The sequence below is a fragment of the Sphingobacterium gobiense genome, from assembly GCF_002980575.1.
GTDB classification, from domain to species: Bacteria; Bacteroidota; Bacteroidia; order Sphingobacteriales; family Sphingobacteriaceae; genus Sphingobacterium; species Sphingobacterium gobiense.
Genome location: NZ_PVBS01000001.1, coordinates 1 through 21,156, shown reverse-complemented (window position 1 = coordinate 21,156; position 21,156 = coordinate 1). Strand labels below are relative to the sequence as shown.

16 protein-coding genes and 1 rRNA gene are annotated in these 21,156 nt (G+C 40.8%); 6 read left to right on the top strand and 11 right to left on the bottom strand.

Annotated features, from left to right (window positions below; translation table 11 throughout):
- Positions 1-195: 195 nt before the first annotated feature.
- A complete protein-coding gene (locus tag C5749_RS00085) occupies positions 196-960 on the top strand; it encodes a DeoR/GlpR family DNA-binding transcription regulator (RefSeq protein WP_105721890.1) in 765 nt (254 codons plus the stop codon).
- Positions 961-1,016: 56 nt separating this feature from the next.
- Here C5749_RS00085 and C5749_RS00080 read toward each other — a convergent pair whose 3' ends face one another.
- Both C5749_RS00080 and cls read right to left on the bottom strand, forming a co-directional pair.
- Positions 1,017-3,737: a carboxypeptidase-like regulatory domain-containing protein gene (locus tag C5749_RS00080; RefSeq protein WP_105721889.1), complete on the bottom strand. Its 2,721-nt coding sequence runs from the start codon at positions 3,735-3,737 to the stop codon at positions 1,017-1,019.
- A 79-nt stretch (positions 3,738-3,816) separates the two neighbouring features.
- The gene (gene cls, locus C5749_RS00075; RefSeq protein WP_105721887.1) at positions 3,817-5,295 is read right to left on the bottom strand and encodes a cardiolipin synthase; all 1,479 of its coding nucleotides are present in this window, start codon (positions 5,293-5,295) and stop codon (positions 3,817-3,819) included.
- Between the two features lie 175 nt (positions 5,296-5,470).
- On the opposite strand from cls, the gene C5749_RS00070 reads away from it, so the two are divergent.
- From C5749_RS00070 to C5749_RS00060, 3 genes are read left to right on the top strand one after another with little or no spacing between them, the layout of a single operon-like run.
- On the top strand, positions 5,471-6,625 hold the full coding sequence (locus C5749_RS00070) for an efflux RND transporter periplasmic adaptor subunit (RefSeq protein ID WP_105721885.1): 1,155 nt from the start codon (positions 5,471-5,473) through the stop codon (positions 6,623-6,625).
- A 58-nt stretch (positions 6,626-6,683) separates the two neighbouring features.
- Positions 6,684-9,842, top strand: a complete 3,159-nt coding sequence (locus tag C5749_RS00065; RefSeq protein WP_105721883.1) for an efflux RND transporter permease subunit — start codon at positions 6,684-6,686, stop codon at positions 9,840-9,842.
- 3 nt (positions 9,843-9,845) lie between these two features.
- Complete coding sequence (locus C5749_RS00060) at positions 9,846-11,315, top strand: efflux transporter outer membrane subunit (RefSeq protein WP_105721881.1); 1,470 nt, start codon at positions 9,846-9,848, stop codon at positions 11,313-11,315.
- A 27-nt stretch (positions 11,316-11,342) separates the two neighbouring features.
- On the opposite strand, the gene C5749_RS00055 is transcribed toward C5749_RS00060, so the two are convergent.
- The 7 genes from C5749_RS00055 to C5749_RS00025 form a co-directional block, all read right to left on the bottom strand.
- Positions 11,343-12,077, bottom strand: coding sequence for a sulfite exporter TauE/SafE family protein (locus C5749_RS00055; protein ID WP_245893564.1), 735 nt, complete (start codon positions 12,075-12,077; stop codon positions 11,343-11,345).
- Complete coding sequence (locus tag C5749_RS00050) at positions 12,037-12,459, bottom strand: FixH family protein (RefSeq protein ID WP_105721877.1); 423 nt, start codon at positions 12,457-12,459, stop codon at positions 12,037-12,039. The genes C5749_RS00055 and C5749_RS00050 overlap by 41 nt, the downstream gene beginning before the upstream one ends.
- 7 nt (positions 12,460-12,466) lie before the next feature.
- The gene (ccoG, locus tag C5749_RS00045; protein ID WP_105721876.1) at positions 12,467-13,858 is read right to left on the bottom strand and encodes a cytochrome c oxidase accessory protein CcoG; all 1,392 of its coding nucleotides are present in this window, start codon (positions 13,856-13,858) and stop codon (positions 12,467-12,469) included.
- Between the two features lies 1 nt (position 13,859).
- The gene (locus C5749_RS00040; RefSeq protein ID WP_105721874.1) at positions 13,860-14,750 is read right to left on the bottom strand and encodes a cbb3-type cytochrome c oxidase N-terminal domain-containing protein; all 891 of its coding nucleotides are present in this window, start codon (positions 14,748-14,750) and stop codon (positions 13,860-13,862) included.
- 6 nt (positions 14,751-14,756) lie between these two features.
- The gene (locus C5749_RS00035) at positions 14,757-14,951 is read right to left on the bottom strand and encodes a hypothetical protein (protein ID WP_105721872.1); all 195 of its coding nucleotides are present in this window, start codon (positions 14,949-14,951) and stop codon (positions 14,757-14,759) included.
- A gap of 11 nt (positions 14,952-14,962) precedes the next feature.
- A complete protein-coding gene (ccoN, locus tag C5749_RS00030; RefSeq protein WP_105721870.1) occupies positions 14,963-17,107 on the bottom strand; it encodes a cytochrome-c oxidase, cbb3-type subunit I in 2,145 nt (714 codons plus the stop codon).
- 164 nt (positions 17,108-17,271) lie between these two features.
- On the bottom strand, positions 17,272-17,952 hold the full coding sequence (locus tag C5749_RS00025) for a lytic transglycosylase domain-containing protein (RefSeq protein ID WP_245893563.1): 681 nt from the start codon (positions 17,950-17,952) through the stop codon (positions 17,272-17,274).
- Between the two features lie 375 nt (positions 17,953-18,327).
- On the opposite strand from C5749_RS00025, the gene C5749_RS00020 reads away from it, so the two are divergent.
- Positions 18,328-19,473, top strand: coding sequence for a pseudouridine synthase (locus C5749_RS00020; RefSeq protein WP_105721867.1), 1,146 nt, complete (start codon positions 18,328-18,330; stop codon positions 19,471-19,473).
- A gap of 47 nt (positions 19,474-19,520) precedes the next feature.
- The gene (locus tag C5749_RS00015; RefSeq protein ID WP_105721865.1) at positions 19,521-19,988 is read left to right on the top strand and encodes a pyrophosphohydrolase domain-containing protein; all 468 of its coding nucleotides are present in this window, start codon (positions 19,521-19,523) and stop codon (positions 19,986-19,988) included.
- Between the two features lie 32 nt (positions 19,989-20,020).
- Here the strand turns inward: C5749_RS00015 and mnmL are convergent, their stop codons facing one another.
- Both mnmL and rrf read right to left on the bottom strand, forming a co-directional pair.
- Positions 20,021-20,980 carry a tRNA modification radical SAM protein MnmL/YtqA gene (gene mnmL / locus C5749_RS00010; protein ID WP_105725038.1) on the bottom strand — a complete coding sequence of 320 codons (960 nt, stop codon included), beginning with the start codon at positions 20,978-20,980 and terminating at the stop codon, positions 20,021-20,023.
- Positions 20,981-21,069: 89 nt separating this feature from the next.
- Positions 21,070-21,156, bottom strand: a 5S ribosomal RNA gene (rrf, locus tag C5749_RS00005); the annotation flags it as partial.

Below are 21,156 nucleotides of genomic sequence, written 5' to 3'. Positions count from 1 at the left end.
TATTTTGTAAATACAAAGTCAAATATAACTAAATAAAACATTATTAAACAAAATAAAATTAAAATAAAACCATTTTTAACTTAAACATATTAAAAAATTAACATTTTATTTAATTTCACACGCAAAATATTATTTTTGACCTTAACAAGGATCATACGTGATAAGGTCGACTTTTAAAGGAGCACAGCGATGGACATGAAAAATATTACAGACAGACATGGTTTTATCATAAATCATATTAATACGCACGGTCGTGCAACTATTAATGAATTGACGGAACTCACCGACGTATCAGGAGTAACTATTCGTAAAGATTTAAAAGTCTTAGAGGAGAAGGGGTTGCTTTATATCACCAGGGGTGGTGCATCCGTCCACAATCCATACTCAAGCGACAGACCAATTCAAGAGAAGGCAACGATTAACGCAGAGCAGAAAAACAACATAGCGCGCGCTGCCGTTAAACTTATTGGCTCAAACGACTCTATCATAATTGGCTCAGGAACAACAGCCTATAGCATAACACAACATCTCCATCCCACGACACCTTTAACGGTTATAACGCCAGCCATAAAGGTGAGCTTAGAGTTATGTGATCGTCCTAATATCGAGGTATTACAGCTTGGTGGTGTTATTCGCAAAAATTCTTCGTCCGTCGCGGGCTCTTATGCGGAATATATACTAGAGTCCTTATCAAGCGCGCTGATCTTCATCGGGGTAGATGGTATCGATCTGAATTTCGGTTTTTCTATAAGTAATCTCACTGAGGCAAATATTAACCAAAAAATGATCAATACCTCTCAGATTGTCGCGATTGTCGCGGACAGCACGAAATTTGGGAAACGAGGAATAGGTAAAATCTGTAACATTGAAGACGTGGACTACGTCATCACAGACAATAAAGTTCCAAAAGAATATATCAATGCATTAGAAGAAGCGGGGATACAAGTCATTATTGCATAAGAGGCAACGGACTATTCCGTTGCCTCTTATGCTTCTACGTTGTCGAAAGCAAATTTTTATTTCACGTTGTAATAATACACCGTCCGTCCGGCAGCACCCACTTCATTTTGACCTTCTACAACCACTTTATACCTACCGTTGCCATCACCATTGTAGAAATCCAGCGTAGCGTTACCTTCGCTATCCAAAACCACTTCCGGATTCCAATAAATGGTCGTCCGGTAATCGTTTGTGTTTTTACTATCGGGCGTATCGTATTTGGGCGAATAAAACTGCCTTTCTTTGACATAGCCAAGTGGCATCATGTCAATGACGTTTGTCTTGGGCAACATACTTTCAATTTCCGAAAGCGACATCCGTGGTTGTTTACTTTGCTCTTTCTTCTTCGTCATAATCGAAACAACCCCATCATTTTGGTAAGTGCGGCTTACTGTTCCCAATTCATCCCGTAAAAATATTTCGATAGCTTCAATGTCTGACGGAATGATAGAGTTTAGCGCTTGCTCGTCGATAGGCATACCGTCCATAAAGAACTGGACGGGTATTCGGCTTCCCTGATTATAATTTCGAGTAATATAATATTTCAACGTCTGGTTATCATATGTGATTCCGGTTAACATCGTTGTTAAGCACATGGTCAGCACATTACAACCTGAAAGGCGTTCCCCTTCGACACGATGTTCTGGCATCGAAAGTCCGGATAGAGATGAGAACTCCTTACTGGTTACCATCTTCCGTTGGACACCCGTAACCTCAACTTCATCTATCAAAATAGAGGTTCGGTATTCGTTCTTACTATTATTCAAGTAAGCTTTCATTTCTTGGTCAATATTTTGCACGTTGTCACTCGCATAAGGATTTCCTCGATCTATCCCCGGAAAAAAGGTCTGATCCATATTGATAACTAAGTTTCTAAAATTATCATTGCCCCGAGCATTTATGGTTACTTTGGACGAATCAGGGAATACTAAATTTTCGAACGCAAATCTACCTTGATTGTCTGTGTAAGTATCCTTCCGTATGCTTCTTGACGGAATCGACAATAAAAGCCCTCCATTAGGCTGAGGACGTCCCGTATTCAATCGTAATATCCCCGAAAGCGTAATCCCCTGCTCAGGCATAAATTGAACCTGGGGAAGCTTTTCTGCGATTAAATCATCGTACGAAAATCTTCTGAACCCCTGTGTCATTAACAACGCATTTAAAGCTTCCTTTCTATTTTCATTTTTTTCATTAAAGTAATAATTCGGCTGCTCGACATACCCCTGAAGATCCGATGTTAACAAGTAGTTACTCAGAATCCCTAACTCTTGATCATCGTTATAAGGCACCTTTGTATCATCAATCACCGCTACCGAATAATTGCTCTTCAGTGAGTCCGTAATGGGAACATGAAGTACTAGCTTTACTCCTTCTTTCTTTGCGTACGTCGTTTTATCTGTTTTGACACCGATGTCCAATAACGGTTGAGACTGGTTAAACACCAAACGTTCGCTCAACAATTTTCCACTAGGTTGCATAATCGACAGTTGCACGATACCATTTGGAAGTTTATCCTTCGGTATACTAATTAAAATGGAAGAGTTTTTCAAGGTCGCTTGTGCAGCGTATACCAAATGTCCGTTTGATTGCCCTAATACGTAAAACGGCTGATTTGCATTTTTTTCATAAAAGGCGTCATTCGCAACCAGCCCCATCTGCAGTGAAGCATCATCTTCGCTATGCAAAACGACGTTCATTCCTGCCTCTTTGACTACAGGGAGATCATATGTCCGTTGCTCGCCGTTCTCAAAAGATACTGTCGCTTTATAACTTTCCCCTGCAACCGGTGTGAAGTCAATCGCTCCCATGCCGAATGTAACGTCATTGAACGTTGCTACTTCTTTCTTCTTACTGTCGATAATCTTACCTTGTATTTTTAATCCCTTGCCTGTAGAACTAACAGCTTTGAATGCTAATTTTTTGGGAATTCCAGCGAGAAGATCACCACCCTCCGGAAAAAATTGGACGTCCGCATCCCACAGCGCGTTTTGCAAAGAATAGCTGCCCATCAGGTCAGGGGCCACTTTGTCCCCCTCAATCTTCACATTAAGCCTTCCGTTTTTTAGATATTCTTTATCCTTGATAGTAAGATTAATAGTTACACGTCCCATATCGTCTGTCTCACCCTTTCCCTTGCTAAACGGATCCCAACCATCGATCGCCTCCCACGTGAGTTTTCGCCTACCCAACAAGTTGCCTTCTCTATTCCTGAACTGTATCGTGGCTTTTGTCTTATTGTCGCCATCAGGCGTATACGTAATTTCAGCTCCCAATTTTTTATTAATAGCGTCACCAATGGGCACAATCTTATTATAGAAGTAAGCATTGTCAAAATTCGCCATCCATCTCGTGTAGGCTCGAAACCGATAATTATCTTGTGCAATGAACTGTGGATCCAACACTAACTGTCCCTTTCCACTATTGTCCTCAAGCGGTACGCGCAAAGTCTGTATTAATGAGTCCTTACTTGTTAGCATTTCTACATAAACAATCTTACTAGGACTATATTCAAATAAATTATGCTGCAAATAGGTCTTGAACCACAAGGTATCCCCTACAGCATAATACGGTTTATCAAAATGTAAATGCACCTTTTCGACCGGGTAGACTCCAAAATATTTTTGAACTCGTTCCACCACCGTATTGATGGGTATAGCGGGTAATTCCTGAGCCAGTCCACTTCTGGATCCGAAGGATAGAAAGATAACAACTAAGAAAATAAAAAGCTTCTTCATTAAATACACAGTTTTTTCGCGGAGATAAATATATCCATTTTTTTGTGAAATCGATTATTTTTGACCTAGGTTTAACACCTTATAATAGCGGAGCAAGCAAGCGGCATACAGAATCAAGGCCTCGTTTCCATACATTCCGCTTTTTCCATTCGGCCAAAGTCATAAGCTCACAATCTTCTTTATCGCGCTCAAATTGTTCTTCCAATTGCCTACAAACAGCATCATCAGAAACAACTGCCGCTATTTCGTAATTGATATAAAAACTACGTGTATCTAAATTGACTGTACCTATATAAGAAAGCTTTCCGTCGATATTGATTGTTTTTGCATGGATAAAGCCTTTCTTATAAAAATAGACCTTTACACCCCGTTCCAACAGAGGCTTAATAAATGAAAGACTAGCATGTTGCACGATATAAGAGTCCGATTTCTCTGGCAACATCAATTCAACTTCCAAGCCCGAAGCTGCGGCCACCTTTAACGCGGTTGACAATTCATCGCTTGGCACATAATACGGTGTCACAAGCTGAATTTTGTTATCTGCCTCTCCCAATCCCACGAGAATAGCCTCCATATTAAAAGGCCCTAGTGACCCAGGATCACTTTCAACAAAGGAAACCGCCGCTCTTCCTTTTCTTTCTGTGTCCGGCATCTGGTGGAGCAGATATCCATCACTCAGTTGAAAAGGTCTGCCATCCGCTAAATTCCACGAGTTCCAAAAGCCAATCTGGAGCATGTTAACAGCCGGTCCTTCTATCTTTAAAGATGTATCACGCCAAAAAAGGGGATTATTATTTGTTGGGGTATTGATATATCTATCTGAAATGTTGATTCCTCCTATGTATCCTATCTTCCCATCAATGATAGCTATTTTACGGTGGTTTCGATAATTGCTGCTCCCCAATGAAGTAAAAGTCACTGGCAGGAAACCTCTAAATTCACCCCCCCAATCCTTACGTTTTGCCAGATATTTTATGAAAGCCGGCGAGCCGATACTGTCCACTAGGACGCGCACGAAAACACCTTCTTTGGCTTTTTCTTCCAAAATATGCAGAACCTCTCTACCAATCGTACCCATTTCGAAAATATAGTATTCTAAGTGAATAGAATGACAGGCGCCCCGTAAGGATTTCAGAAAGTCGGGAAACTTTTCTTCGCCGTTAATAAGCAATTTTACGCTGTTTTCTGTTGTCGGTGACGAAACACGTTCGTTTTTTAAAAACGTAAACACCCTAGAAAGCGTACCTATTCGCTCGTTAATACGGGCAATATTCTGTTCCATATAAGGTTCCAAACGTTCCCATTCCTTCTCCAAGCGTATCATTTGTGCGTCGTTCACTCGTTTCAGCCGTCTAACTTTATTAAATTTCTGTCCGAAAAAATAATAAATTAACAGCCCGATAACCGGTAAAAAAATAATGACCAGAATCCACGATAAAGTTTTTGTAGGATTTCTGTTCTCAATTAAAATAGTGCTGAGCACACCCAAATACAGAAAAACAATCGGTATCCAATACCATTGTTTTAAAAAATGGAGCAGTTCTTGTGTAAATTCCATATGTCGACCAACGTCCAATAAAAATAGGGCTTTTATGTGAATTAAACGAACAGTTAGTTTACGTTAAGAATTGTTAAAGGAACAACTATTCTATATAAAAAACGTTATAATTGCACACTCTGTAACCAAACCGTTACAATAAACACGTAGATTATATTAAGATATAATGTTAAAAATGAGCAACAGAAATCCAAAGTTAAAACAAATCGCATACACGTTAATGGCTGTGGCTATTACAGCTTTTTTTTCAAATTGTAACACCGGAAAATCGGAAGAAACAACAAATAAACCTATTGCGTTGCCTGTACACATGGTGGACACCAGTAGCGCGGTAACAGTAAAAAATTATCTTGGAACAATTGAGGGCAAGGTAAATGTAGAAATCCGCCCACAAGTGGAAGGTATTTTGCAAGAGATATACGTAGACGAGGGACAATACGTAGAGAAAGGACAAAATTTATTTAAAATAGATGCCTCCGTATATCAGGAAGGACTCAACAACGCTGTCGCCAATCAGAATGTCGCCAAAGCAAGACTGGAAAATGCGAAATTGGAGGTAGAGCGTCTAAAACCGTTGGTAGACAACGATGTCATATCTGAAGTCAGACTACGGAAGGTAATGTCGGATTACGACGTGGCGAAAGCTTCGCTCGACCAAGCAGCTGCCGAAGTACGAAATGCAGAAATTAGCAAAGAGTTTACTATTTTGAAAGCACCGGTTAGTGGTTATATCGGTCGGATCCCGAAGAGAATCGGAAACCTCGTAACGAAAGGCGACAGCGAGCCAATGACTGTGTTGTCCGATGTACAGGAAGTATATGTCTATTTTTCGGTGAATGAGTCAGACTTCTTATATTTTTCAAAACTAAAGGCGCGGGAGGATAGCATTTTAGGCATCAAAAACAGCAAACATAGATTAGTATTTCCTGACGCTACCTTAATACTTGCAGATGGTGAAACCTACGATGAAAAAGGTATTGTAGACGCTATCGACGGCCAAGTCGATAGAACAACCGGGGCAATCTCTTTAAGAGCTTCTTTTCCAAACGAAGACAATATCTTAAGAAACGGTAGTACAGGTACACTAAAAATATCAGAGACTAAAAAAGGCGTAATCCAAATTCCGCAAGTCGCAACCAGCTCTTTACAAGATAGAACATTTGTGTATACCTTAGATGACAACAACCGAGTCGAGCGCCGTTCAATTAAAATAGAGGGCACCAGTAAAGATAATTATATTGTCTCTGGCTTAAACATTGGAGATCGGGTCTTGCTTTCCGGAATTGATAAAATCACGGACGGCTCTGTGGTAACACCTATCTCACAATAATTGCGGATGTTTTCATCTTCTGTCCCCTTACCAGATTGATTTTTAAAGTATTGTTCAAATGTTAAAAACATTCATAAACAGACCGGTGTTAGCCACCGTGGTGTCCCTTATTTTAGTGATCTTAGGCCTGGTGGGAATGGTAATACTTCCCGTCAGTAGATTTCCTGAAATCGCTCCTCCCAGCGTAGTGGTATCCTTAAGCTATCCGGGAGCAAACTCTGAAACAGTCGCAGAGAGTGTATTGTTGCCCGTTGAAGAAGCAATCAATGGTGTTGAAGATATGACATACATCCGATCAACGGCAACAAACTCGGGCTCGGGTAGTATACAAGTATTCTTCAAAACAGGCACGAATCCCGACATTGCGTCGGTTAATGTACAGACCCGTATTTCCAGAGCTATCTCCACTATTCCTACAGAAGTCAATGAAAATGGAATAATTGTGCAGCCGAGACAGAGTGGTGCTATTATGACAATAAACCTCTACTCTGATCATAAAGATTCCATTTACGATGAAACTTTTTTGCAGGCCTATGCTCAAATCAATATGATTCGTCCCCTTTTACGGGTAGATGGCGTAGCTCAAGTGGCGAGGATCGGTGCGCGGGATTACTCGATGCGTGTCTGGCTGAATCCTGAAAAACTGGCGTTGTACAATTTAGTACCTCAAGATGTCACAAAAGCTTTAAATGATCAGAACTTCGAGATGGCGCCAGGCAAATTCGGAGAAGCCACCGATGAAGTATTCGAAACAGTCATCCGGCATAAGGGACGCTTTTCACAACCTGAAGAGTTCGAGAACATGGTTATAAAAACCAATGTCGATGGTTCTGTTTTATACTTAAAGGATATTGCACGTATTGAGTTCGGTGCCACAAACTTGAACAGTGATAACAAAGTGAATGGCTATCCGGGCTTGACCCTCAATATTACACAAACCAGTGGCTCCAATGCGCATGCCATCGATCAAGAGGTACGAAAAGTACTAGAGGAAATATCGGTCGCCTTTCCAAAAGGAATGCATTATGAAATATCCTATAGTGTGCGGGATCAAATTGACGAGTCTATCAACCAAGTAAAGCATACGCTTTTTGAAGCTTTTATTTTGGTATTTATTATCGTGTTCATTTTCTTACAAGATTTCCGTTCCACATTAATACCGGCGATTGCTATTCCCGTGTCGCTTGTAGGTACGTTTTTCTTTTTAAGCCTTTTTGGTTTCTCTTTGAATGTACTCACCATGTTCGCACTCGTTCTCGCTATCGGGATCGTGGTAGACGACGCCATTGTTGTCGTTGAGGCGGTACATCAGAAAATGCATGAGACAGGTTTGAAAGCTAAAGAAGCCACTATACAGACCATGTCCGAGATTACCAGCGCTATTCTATCCATTACAATGGTCATGGCCGCGGTATTCCTTCCGGTGGGTTTTATGAAGGGGCCGGCAGGTATTTTCTATCAACAGTTTGCCTATACACTTGCAACGGCGATATTAATATCCGCGGTAAATGCTTTAACCCTCTCCCCGGCTCTTTGTGCACTATTGCTCAAACCTGTACATCCTCAGAAAATAGAGGAAGAGAAAAAACTGAATACCTTTCAAAAATATAAAACAAGGTTCTTCACGGCCTTTAATACAACTTTTGATCGATTTACAACCAAATATCTTTCTGGCGTAAAGTATTTGTTGAATCATAAGAAGCTAGCCTTTTTAGGGCTAGCCATCATCACACTCATAGGTACCGTGTTCTTGATGAATACGCCAAGAAGTTTTATTCCTACAGAGGACGATAGTTTTATAACCTACTCGTTGGCCATGCCCCCGGGCGCTTCGTTATCCAGAACTACGGCCGTATTGCGCAAGGCCGACAGTATCCTAAAGAAACGAGAAGATATCGCGGGGATGACAACTGTATCGGGCTTCAACGCCTTGGACGGAGGAGTTAGTCCTGCATTTGCCGCTGGTTATATTAACCTTAAGTCCCACAAGGAGCGTACAGACATCAAATCCATAAATGCGTTTATGGACACTATTCGAAATGACCTATCGGAAATCGACGAGGCTACATTCACGGTATTCCCACGACCAACTGTACAAGGGTTTGGCGAATTTGCAGGATTGGAGCTGGTATTACAAGATCGTTTGGGCGGTGATATTCGCGATTTCGATCTTGTTGCCGATACCTTTATCCGGCAGATTAACAAACTCCCAGAAGTGGGCAACGCATACACAACGTTTAAATCTAATTTCCCACAGTTTGAAGCTGATATCGATGTGGTCAAAGCAAAAAGTCTCGGTGTTGACATTCGCGAAATGATGGCCACCATCCGGTTATATTTCGCCCGTGTGAACGGTGGAGATTTTAACCGTTTCGGCAGAACATATCGTGTATATATGCAAGCTGATTTTGATTTCCGAACTGACCCCGAATCACTCAACTCAATTTTTGTCCGAAATAAGGACGGAGGAATGGTACCTGTAGGAACACTGATGACACTAAATAAAGTTATCGGCCCCGAATCTGTTTCGCGTTACAACTTATATAACTCGATCACCGTGAACGCTACACCCGGTGCCGGATATAGTACAGGCGATGCCATGGCAGCTATCGAGCAGCTTGCCGCTGCCGAACTACCCGCCAACTATGGTTATGAATGGACAGGAATGGCCTACGAAGAAAGTCAGGCAGGCTCACAAACCATCCTTATTTTTGGGCTTTCATTCATCTTTATATACTTCCTTTTAGCTGCCCAATACGAGAGCTATATTCTTCCATGGGCAGTTTTACTCTCCGTTCCCGTCGGATTAATTGGTGTATTCTCCACCATCTGGATAGTGGGGTTACAAAACAACATTTATGTACAAGTGGGACTAATTATGTTGATTGGTTTGTTGGCAAAAAATGCGATTCTTATTGTTGAGTTTGCTATACAACAGCGTAACAAAGGCATGAGTATTTACGATGCAGCCGTTATGGGCGCGAAATTACGTCTACGTCCTATTCTGATGACGTCACTTGCTTTTGTCGCTGGATTAGTCCCTTTGATGTGGACCGTTGGCCCCTCCGCTATTGGAAACCACTCGATCAGCTTCAGTGCTGCAGGTGGCATGCTATCCGGTGTAATATTTGGTATATTTATTATCCCTGTCTTGTTTATGGTCTTTAAAACACTAGATGAAAAAGTAAGGGAGAAACTTAAATCTTCTGACGAATAACGTATGAATACTATGACACTGAAACGACTGGTATATATTACGGCAGTATTGGTCAGCTTATCCGCATGCAAAGTCGGTAAGCGTTACGTCCAACCCGAATTAAATCTGCCCGAGAGTTTTCGAGGAGATACGCTCACGTATCAACAGGATACAATTACCTTTGCACAGGTTTCTTGGCGCGCATTTTTCAATGATCCGCAACTCATCGCCCTTATTGATACAGCGCTCGTAAACAACTACGATATGCGAACAGCATTGAAGAATATTGAAATCGCCAATCGTAATCTAAAACAGAACAAACTGGAATATCTTCCTTCCATTGACGGCAATATTGCTACCGTAAATAGACAATATCGATCGAGGGATTTTTATGGAAATCCATCGTCGGGATGGTATGGCGACAAAGAAGCACCGGACAACCTTTTTAACTACCAATCGCAATTTGCTACGGGATTAGAATTTAGTTGGGAGCTCGATATATGGGGACGAATCGCCCATCAGCAAGATATTCTAAAATCAGATTTTTTAGATTCTTATGAGGCAAAAAATGCTATCCAAACCCGTCTGATTGCCGATGTTGCCAAAGGGTATTTTAACCTTATCATGCTAGACGCTCAAATTGAAGTTGCCAAACGCAACCTACAACTTAATGACAGTACGCTACGCATGATCCGATTGCAATATGACGCTGGAGAGATAACTGCATTAGCCATCCAACAAACAGAATCACAGCGACTGGTCGCTGCTTCACTGATCCCCGAGTTGGAGAAAGAAATTGCGCTGCAAGAAAACGCACTAAATGTCTTAATAGGCGAGATGCCAAATGTTGTAAGCAGAGGTTTTAAAATAGACAGTCTGATGAACACTGAAAACAGCATCACTTTAGGTGCTCCTCTAGAGATTGTCAGGAACCGACCCGACATTAAACGGGCTGAATATGCACTCGTTGCCGCTAACGCTGAAATGAATATACAACAGATTATGCGCTATCCCCAGCTGTCGCTCAGCGGCGTATTTGGCGTGAACGCGATGCTGCCAAAAAACTGGTTTAACATTCCAGGAGCTCTTCTAGGCGGTATCGCTGGCGGAATAACTGCACCCGTCTTTCGAAACGGACGATTAAAAAACGCGTGGGAAGTTGCAAAGATCGAGCGCGAAATGACAGAACTGGAACTACAAAAAACGGTCATGGAAGCTGTGCACGAAGTATCCAACGCCGTCATTACGGTGGAAAAACAGAAAGAGCAAATCGCACTGGCAAGAAGAAGAGTGGAAAATTCCGAATTAGCCGTTAGAAATGCTTCGCTTTTGTTTATGAGTGATTATGCAACTTATCTAGAAGTAATCACGGCCCAAAGCAATGCCCTCTCCAGTGAACTTGCATTGGTTGACATCAGACAGAAACAGCTAGAAGCTTATGTCGATTTATATCGGGCACTCGGCGGCGGATGGCAGGAAATGACAATAGAATGAAGCATCCCTTGTAAAGCTCTTTGGGTTTTAAGCACAATTGATGGCGCCATCTATGTATAGTAGTGGACTTAGATAAGGAATATCTAAGTTCGCTCCTCTCAATATGAACCAAATACCCATAACTAAATAAAGAAATGGCAATACTCGGTTAAATCCACGTTTAAAAATGGGTTTGGAAAAGTTTCCTACAAAAGAGAAGAGGAAGAGCAAAGGCAATGTTCCCAAGCCGAAAAGGACCATAAAAAGAAAGCTATTCAGTAGAGAATCCGCATTCATAGCTGACGCCAATGCTATATACACTATACCACACGGCAAAATACCATTTAACATTCCCGCCACAAGAGAACCTCCAGGCCTATAAAGCCATCGCCCCATATATTTTGTAAACGGTTGAACTGCCTTTCTTTGAAAATGGATTAACCCTTGTGTATTTTTCCCAAAGAGATAAAACACACCGATTGACACAAGTACAATTCCTACCGTCCAACTCAACCCTTGTTGCCATCCTTGTATAGTAGCCATACCCCCTAATAATCCCACAAAAAAACCTATTATCCCGTAGGTCAGTATGCGTCCGATTTGATAAAGCACCCGATTAAAAACCAAGTTCCATGACAATCTTATGTTGCCGTTTATAGCGATCAACAATGGACCACACATAACAGCACAATGTACACTGCCAAAAAAACCCATAAAAAACGCTAAATAGTGATAGGTCATATTAGAAGTATAGATTATGATCAGAAGTATAAGGCGTTCCATCTTGTTGCCAAGAAATTTCCAGCCGCCAACTTCCCCTAGTAAAGCTACCCACGGGTAATCTATAATGCTGGCTTTCCGTTACAAAGGGTATCACTATATCCAACATATTATCAGATGGCCGTTTAAAAAAAAGCTCCCCGCGATTACGTGCCTGCTTGAAGGCAATATACAGTGTATCATTTTTGATGTTCACGGTTGGACGAGCATTATCATCTAATAAGTTCTGTTTACGTTGATAAACCTCATCATAGGATAAACTTTTTTCATAGTAGTCCTCATCTTCCAGTGTATCTTTATTCTTTGTCACCATATATATACCGGCACTTACAATAAATATGATGAACGTTCCCAATCCCAATATAATCTTTAATCCCCAGTTCATGCTTATACTATTTTTTAGTTGGAGGAGCTATAAAAGTTGTCTTTAAAGTCTCCATTACTTTTCCATCAGAAACAATGTTCACCTTGACATGCTGTTTATAGTACTTTATTTCTCCCTTATTCATCAACAGGAAAAAACTCAGTTTTGCGTTTCCCTCCTTTTTCAAACCATGAATATTGTTCACCATTTGCACGTTAATCCTATCGTCAACACTTTCAATCTCAAATTGAATTTCTTTTCCGGATTTATTTAGCAGCTCCAACGTATATAAATTACTCACCTTACCGTCTTCCCGGAGCTGATAAGAACTTCCCGTTGCACGCAATAAGCGTCCGTCTATCTCCGAACGGCTAAACAATAAGAAACCAAATACAGCAGTCAATACAACCAATGTAGCAGAATAAGCTATAGCGCGCATATTATTTTTCTTACCTGATTTCCCCTCTTCAGATAGATCATCCATGGAATAAAAACCGATAAGGCGTTTAGGTTTCCCTATTTTATCCATAACGGTATCGCACGCGTCGATACAAGCCGTACAATTCACACATTCCAACTGTGTACCATTACGAATATCAATACCTGTCGGGCATACATGTATACAAAGTTTACAGTCAATACAGTCTCCTTGTTCCGTATCATTTTTTTTCAGCTTTCCTCTCGGTTCTCCGCGATTAACATCGTAAGCTACCGTTAAACTTTTTTCATCGAGTAGTACGCCTTGCAACCTACCATAGGGGCACAAAGTTGTACAGACAATCTCGCGGACATAAGTAAATACAGCGTAAAAAACAAGGGTAAACACAATAATGGACGCAAAGCCGATAATATGTTGATCCACCGGATCGGTCATAATATTTAGTAGTGCATCAGCACCAATAATATAGGCTAAGAATATGTTCGATATAAAAAAAGATATGGCTAAGAAAATCGTGTGCTTCAATACCTTTTTCCAAGCTCTGCTATCAGAATCAGGTCCCTTATTTAAGTTCCGCTGTTGTATCCAATCACCCTCAATAAGATATTCTATACGTCGAAAGATCAATTCCATAAAAATGGTTTGTGGGCATGTCCAACCACACCAAACCCTACCGTAAACTGCTGTAAAAAGAACGATACCCACCATCATAATCAACATCCCGAAAACAAAAATATGCAAATCTTGTGGGTAGAAAACTGAACCGAAAATGGAGAATTTTCGTTCAATAATATTGAGCATTAGAAACGGATTGCCATTAATTTTAATGAATGGGGTGACAAAAAGGAACAGCAGTAACGAATATCCCACCCACTGTCTGTAGTTGTACAACTTGCCACTGGGCTTTTTGGCGTAAATCCATTGGCGCTTTTCTTTCCCTGAAATTGAACAGGCACTATTTCCATCTACCACTGTTCCCATACTACACCTCATTTTCCGCAACTACCTGCCCTGCAGAAATATCAGGCGTTACTTCATTGGCTTTCCGTGTCACCTTTTCTCCTTGCGGTTCTTTCGGATTCGGTGGGTTCGTACCAGCCAGTGTGATAATATAATTACTTACTTCCGCTATTTGCCCTGGTGTCAGCGTTTGTTCCCAAGGCACCATTCCTTTCTCTGGAACACCATATTTCACAACCGCGAAAACATCTTTAATGTCACCACCATGTAGCCAATATTCGTCAGTCAAGTTTGGACCAATGCCACCCTCACCCACGTTTCCATGACAAACGGCACAATTCGCCATATAGATACCCTTTCCCGATGCGGCCAATGCGCCGGTTACATCGACCTCTATCGTGCTTTCATCGACTAGATTTGCAGACTGTGCTAAAAATTCTTGCTTCGCCTTTTCCGCTAATGCCATTTCTCGTTGATACTCTTGATCTTGATTAGGTCCCCATCCGAAAACATGATAGACAAGTAAATAAACTATCCCAAAAGTAATCGTAGAATAGAACAGAGCGTTAAACCACGCCGGAACGGGATTATCCAACTCCTTGATACCATCATATTCGTGATCTATCTCTAAATCTTTCTCCTCTTCGATTGGTCGCAAGCTCAACAACTTAGTCCAGATAACGTCCCACCCCACCTTATTAACTTTTTTTGCCTGTTGCTCAATCGCCAAATGCGGCATCGTCAAGTTAATAATAGATTTCATAGCCTTATCCACCACCAGTGCTGACGCTAAGAGGGCTATCATGACGACGATTAAGGCGATAATAAGGATATCGTTGTATATATTCCCCCATCCGAAGACCCATTCGGATGCTTCTGTTGTGGTTTCGACTGTTAATAATAGTGTATTCATAAATCTCTATTTGTGAAATGATTGGTCGTTCTCTTTTTCTGACTCCCCATCGTCAAACGGAATATCTTTCATATGGTCGATATGATCTTTCTTCATCCAAAATAGCATACAAGCCACAAGTACAAAAAATAACAGAAAGACCCATAACGATGCAATTAGATAGAACTCATCTCCATTTAAATTTGTTATTTGCTTAAACATAAATCCTCCTATTAATTATCTGATAATACGATCTCGTCGGCTGCTTCCGACACTTCAGCCTTGATATCTTTGCCTAAACGCTGTAAATATGCGATCATAGCGATGATCTCACTATCCGATCGAACTTCCACTTGATTTGCGACTAAATCTGCGGTAATCTCATTTGCCTGATTTTGTAAATCCGTTAACGCATTTTGGATTTCCTCTTCTGAATAAGGCACACCCAATACACGCATTGCGTTCATCTTCGCATCCAAAAGGCTGTTGTTCAATGTCTGTTCAATTAGCCATGGATAAGCAGGCATAATACTTCCAGGAGAAGTAATCGTTGGATCCAGCAAATGGTCAAAATGCCATTTATTAGGATATTTCCCTCCAAGACGATGTAAATCCGGCCCCGTACGTTTGGATCCCCAGAGGAACGGCATATCGTAAACAAACTCTCCTGCTTTGCTGTATTCGCCATAACGAGCAGTCTCTGAACGGAAAGGTCGTACCGTTTGCGAATGACAGTTGACACAGCCTTCCCGGATATATAGATCACGTCCCTGAAGCTCGAGTGCTGTATAGGGTTGAACCGAAGCAATTTTCGGCACATTGCTGCTAATCGTAAACGTCGGAATCATTTCCACAATACCACCGATGAGAATAGCAACCAAAGCCAATACCATGAATAAAATAGGTTTACGTTCCAAACGTCGATGTTTCGAAGATTCCCTTTTCACAACAGGTTCCAAAGCAGGCGCTTCAGCTGCTTCGTTGGCAACCAGTTTCCCCGCTTTCATTGTCTTAATTAAGTTGTACGTCATGATAATAGCACCCGTCAGATACAACGCACCACCTAAAGCACGCATCATATGCATCGGAAGAATTTCCAAAGTGGTAGCCAAAAAATTCGGATATTTCAACACACCCTCTGGCGTAAACTCTTTCCACATCAAGCCTTGTACAACGGCAGCCCAATACATCGGGATAGCATAGAATAAAATTCCCAATGTACCGATCCAAAAGTGAACATTCGCTAATTTCTTCGAGTACAATGGTGTTTTATAAATTTTCGGGATAATAAAATACAGGACAGCAAACGTCAAAAAGCCATTCCAACCTAATGCTCCTACGTGTACGTGCGCGACAATCCAGTCAGTAAAGTGCGCAATAGCGTTAACTTGTTTTAACGATAACAACGGACCTTCAAAGGTTGCCATACCGTAAGCGGTCAATGCAACAACCATAAATTTCAACATCGGCTCCGTACGCACTTTATCCCAGGCACCCCGCAACGTCAGCAGTCCATTAATCATCCCGCCCCAGCTTGGAGCTATCAACATAATGGAGAACACAACCCCTAACGATTGAACCCATGAAGGTAATGATGTATATAATAAGTGGTGAGGCCCTGCCCATATATAGATAAATATCAGCGACCAAAAGTGAAGGATACTCAGTTTATAAGAGTAGACCGGACGGTTGGCCATCTTGGGCAAAAAGTAATACATCATACCTAAATAAGGTGTGGTCAAGAAAAAAGCAACGGCATTATGCCCATACCACCATTGAACCAAAGCATCCTGTACCCCAGCATACACATAATAACTTTTCCAGAAACTAACAGGAAGTTGAATAGAATTCACAATATGTAATACAGCAACCGTCACAAAGGTTGCTATATAAAACCACACCGCTACATACATGTGACGCTCGCGGCGTCTAATAATAGTGCCGAACATATTTATTCCAAACACTACCCAAATTAAGGTAATAGCAATATCGATCGGCCATTCCATTTCCGCATATTCGTGCGAGGACGTATAACCCAATAGCAAGGTAACTGCCGAAGCTACGATTATAAATTGCCAGCCCCAAAAATGAATTTTACTCAGCAGATCACTAAACATCCGTGCCTTTAGAACACGTTGCATAGAATAATAGACCCCCATAAAAATCGCGTTGCCAACGAATGCAAAGATAACCGCGTTCGTATGCACAGGACGTACCCTACCGAATGTCGTGTACTGGTTTAAAAAATTCATCTCCGGCCAGATCAATTGTGTGGCTACGAGCAGACCGATGGACATCCCCACTAGGCCCCAAACAATTGTCGCAACACCGAAGTCTCGGACAATCCTGTTGTCATAATTAAATTGCGTTACCTGCATATTCTCTCTAATAGTTGATTTGCCGGTAAAAGTAGCCGTTTTTCTATGACACTGTAATGATACATCTTTGAGAAAAAAATGATCCTCATCACTTTAAATACGTCAAAAAAAAAGACTTTCCACAATTGGAAAGTCTTCTCTACATATCACTTGTAGCGCACAATTTATAACAAATTCTGCTCATTTATATGCTGATATTTATCGGCCATTTCTGCATAACGTTTGTATCCATGCTTGTGGGGATTTTCTATAACCTGCTTCATAGAAACTAATTTATAGACATACGTGCCAGTTTCGTTATTCAACCTTAAGTTATAGTAATCGTTTGTACCTTGACGACGTATCGAGCTCTTCAAACTGCCACCACCAACATTGTACGCTGCCGCTACTAATGTCCAGTCACCAAACTCTTTGTACAGACTTTTTAGATAACGAGCTGCAGCGTGCGTAGATTTAATTAAGTCCTTGCGTTCATCGACACTTCCGTTAACTTTTAAGCCATAGAGGCGTGCAGTAGCCGGCATAAATTGCCAATAGCCACCTGCCCCTTTATGGGAAGTTATTTGGGGATTCATGTCGCTTTCTATAAGTGGAACATATTTAAAATCTTCTGGAATCCCGTACGATGCTAATATCGCTGCTATTTTCGGTAAATGTTGTTCTGCTTTTTTATGCAAGCTATACGTTTGTTGCTTGCGGAAAGAGAAATTTGTCAGATACCGTTCAAATTTTCTCTCTACTGAGGGTCTATGTAGCGGAACTCGCTTGTTCGCAAACTTTACAGAGCGGTAATACACCTCTTTTTGTTTCTCTGGCGATAAGGCTATCGCTTTCTTTTTTTTCACAACCTGTTCCAACAAAGTCTTCCGTATTGGGTCCTTTTTGGATGTTGAATTGGGTGTGGAGTACAGCTTTGACAAGATCATTACAGACAAAACTACACTACAACACAGTACTCTTTTTTTTATCATTCAATCCCTTACTGCTACCTATCCACGAAATTAAGATCAATACTTAAAAGCGATCAAAGATAGCTTGGTTCAATTTCAGCCTGCAAATGTACGAAGAATTCTCCTATCTTCCAAAATTCCGCTTACTAGCGCCACACTTTGCTGTTCGTAAAACCATCCTTTACACCACGAGTACAGATTCAATAACCGTAATTTTTCTTCTCTGAACTAAATAAAAAAACCTTACCTTTGTAGCTTAATTTTATACATATGCCATTCAATAACAAACGGAACAGTCGCGACGACAACTCCAAAAAAAGCAGAAGCAACTCCGAAAGCTTCCGCTCAAAAAATGGTCGCTCACAACGGTCATCTTCAACAAATGAGTTTAGAAAGACTAAATTTGAAGAAGAAGACAACAAAAAATCGAATCCCTTTAGCAAGTTTGAAAAGAAAAACAAAAAGGATGATTCTGGTCGTTCTTTCAGTAAATCTGATAAACTGATCAAGAGAAACACAGACCGCCCTTTTCAAAAAGACGAAAAAGGAGGCTACAGTGGTCCAAAGAAATTTGAAAAAACTGGAAAAAAATCGTTCAATCGATTTGATGACGAAAGTAAAGATAAATACAAGAATAAAGAAAGCTTTAGACCCTCATACCCTAGAAAGAAAATCGCTGTCACGGATCCGAAAGACGACGGCCTAATCCGTTTAAATCGTTATATCTCTAATGCAGGTATATGTTCTCGTCGTAAAGCGGACGAACTGATCGAATCAGGAGTCGTAACGGTAAACGGGGAAGTAGTCACTGAATTAGGGACTAAAGTAGATCCTACAAAAGATGAAATAAGATATAATGGTGAGCGGTTAAAACGGGAGAAAATGGTTTATGTACTTCTGAACAAACCTAAAGATTTTATCACAACCACCGACGACCCGCAGGAGCGCAAAACCGTCATGCAACTAGTAGCAAAAGCGACAAAAGAACGAATCTACCCGGTAGGACGCTTAGATAGAAACACCACTGGTCTTTTATTGCTCACAAACGACGGCTCACTTGCAGAGAAGCTGTCCCACCCCAGAAACAACATTAGTAAAATATATCATGTTGAGCTAAGTAAGAACCTGACACAGGGCGATTTTAATAAAATAGAATTTGGCCTTGAATTAGAAGACGGATTTATCAAGCCCGACGATATAAGCTTTGTACAAGGCGGAAGCCGGAACGAAATTGGCATCCAGATTCACTCTGGAAAAAATAGAGTTGTGAGACGTATTTTTGAATCGTTGGGTTATGAAGTCGTTAAATTGGACCGAGTAGTTTACGCTAATCTAACAAAAAAAGATTTGCCACGTGGAAGATGGCGATATCTAGAAGAGAAAGAACTCATTCAGTTAAAACATTTCATTAAATAAAATTCAAGAACATACATAATTTTGGATTTAAAACTTGACTTTAGAATATGACAGATCCTAAAACATTGACTTCCGTAGCAGAATTTCACAAAACCTTCCAACACCCGATTTTAGATACACCAACCATTCCCTCCGAAGCGCGGTGTAACCTACGGGTTGCTTTAATCGCAGAAGAGTTAAAGGAACTACAAGAAGCCATTGAAAATAAAGATATTGTAGAAATAGCGGATGCACTATGCGATATTCAATATGTATTATCAGGCGCTGTATTGGAATTTGGCTTAAAAGACAAGTTCAATGCACTCTTTGAAGAAGTACAACGTTCGAATATGAGTAAAGCTTGCAAATCAGAAGAAGAAGCAAAGGCAACCCAAGCTCACTATCTTTCCAAAGGTGTCGATTCGTACTATAAAGAAGTCGACGGCCTCTTTCTCGTATTTAGAGAGGGTGACAACAAAACATTGAAGTCCGTTAATTATTCTCCAGCGGATTTAAAAGGTATTTTAGAAAAATAAAAAAATCGGGGCTATATTATTTATAGCCCTTTTTAAAATTCGCAAGTTTCAATATATCGACTCCCCTGTTTTACCCCTCGGCTTTCTAAACCTTTATCAATATGAGTTTGTATTTTTGATTTTGGGTACCCCCAATTAGGTGCAATCAACAACTCTTTATCAGCAATGCCAAAAATTCGTTGAATGATAATATCAGGACGCAATAAAGGAATAAACTTCGCTAGAAAGTCTGTATACTCCTCAATAGAGAATAACTTAAAAGGTTCTCGTTTATATTTTGCCCCCATAATAGAGCCTTCCACAATATGGAGGTGGTGTAATTTCACAAATTTTATTTGAGGGTGCCTATTAATTTCATGCGCATACCGAAGCATCATCTCTTCCGTCTCCCAAGGGAAACCGAAAATTGTATGCACACATATATCCAATTTCGTGTTCTGAAGCATGTCCATAGTGGAAAGAAATTCGTCATGGGAGCAGCCTCTATTGATCCGCTCCAATGTATCATTATAAATCGACTCCATCCCCATTTCCAGATCAACATCAAAACGATCCGTATAAGACTCCAATAGTGCGATTTTTTCGGAATCCAAACAATCTGGACGTGTCCCAACAGACAAGCCTAGTATATTTTCAGGGTCTATACTCAAAGCCTCGTCATACATCATCTTTAGCAGATGCGTAGGTGCATAGGTGTTAGTATTCGGCTGAAAATAAATAATAAACTTCTCCGCCCCGTACGAATTTCGTGCTCTTGCAATACCGTTTTCAACCTGTTCTTGCATTGAGGGAATTTTACGAGCAGTATCTGGTGTGAAAGAGTCTACATTGCAATATGTACAGCCGCCATAGCCTTTACTACCATCTCGGTTAGGACAAGTAAAATTTCCATCTACAATAACCTTAAACACTCTTTGCCCGTCATACTTTTCTTTTAAGTATGCGCCATAATGATTATACGGTTTTATACCGCTATCTAGTAACGTAGCCATCTCTTGCAAAGGTAACAATAAGTATTGAGTGTAAAGAGTGATGTGTAACAAAAAAGCCCCTTCAGAAATCTGAAGGGGCTCCGTATAAAAACCGGCACCGACCTACTCTCCCACCTTTTACGGCAGTACCATCGGCTCTGGCGGGCTTGACTGCTCTGTTCGGAATGGGAAGAGGT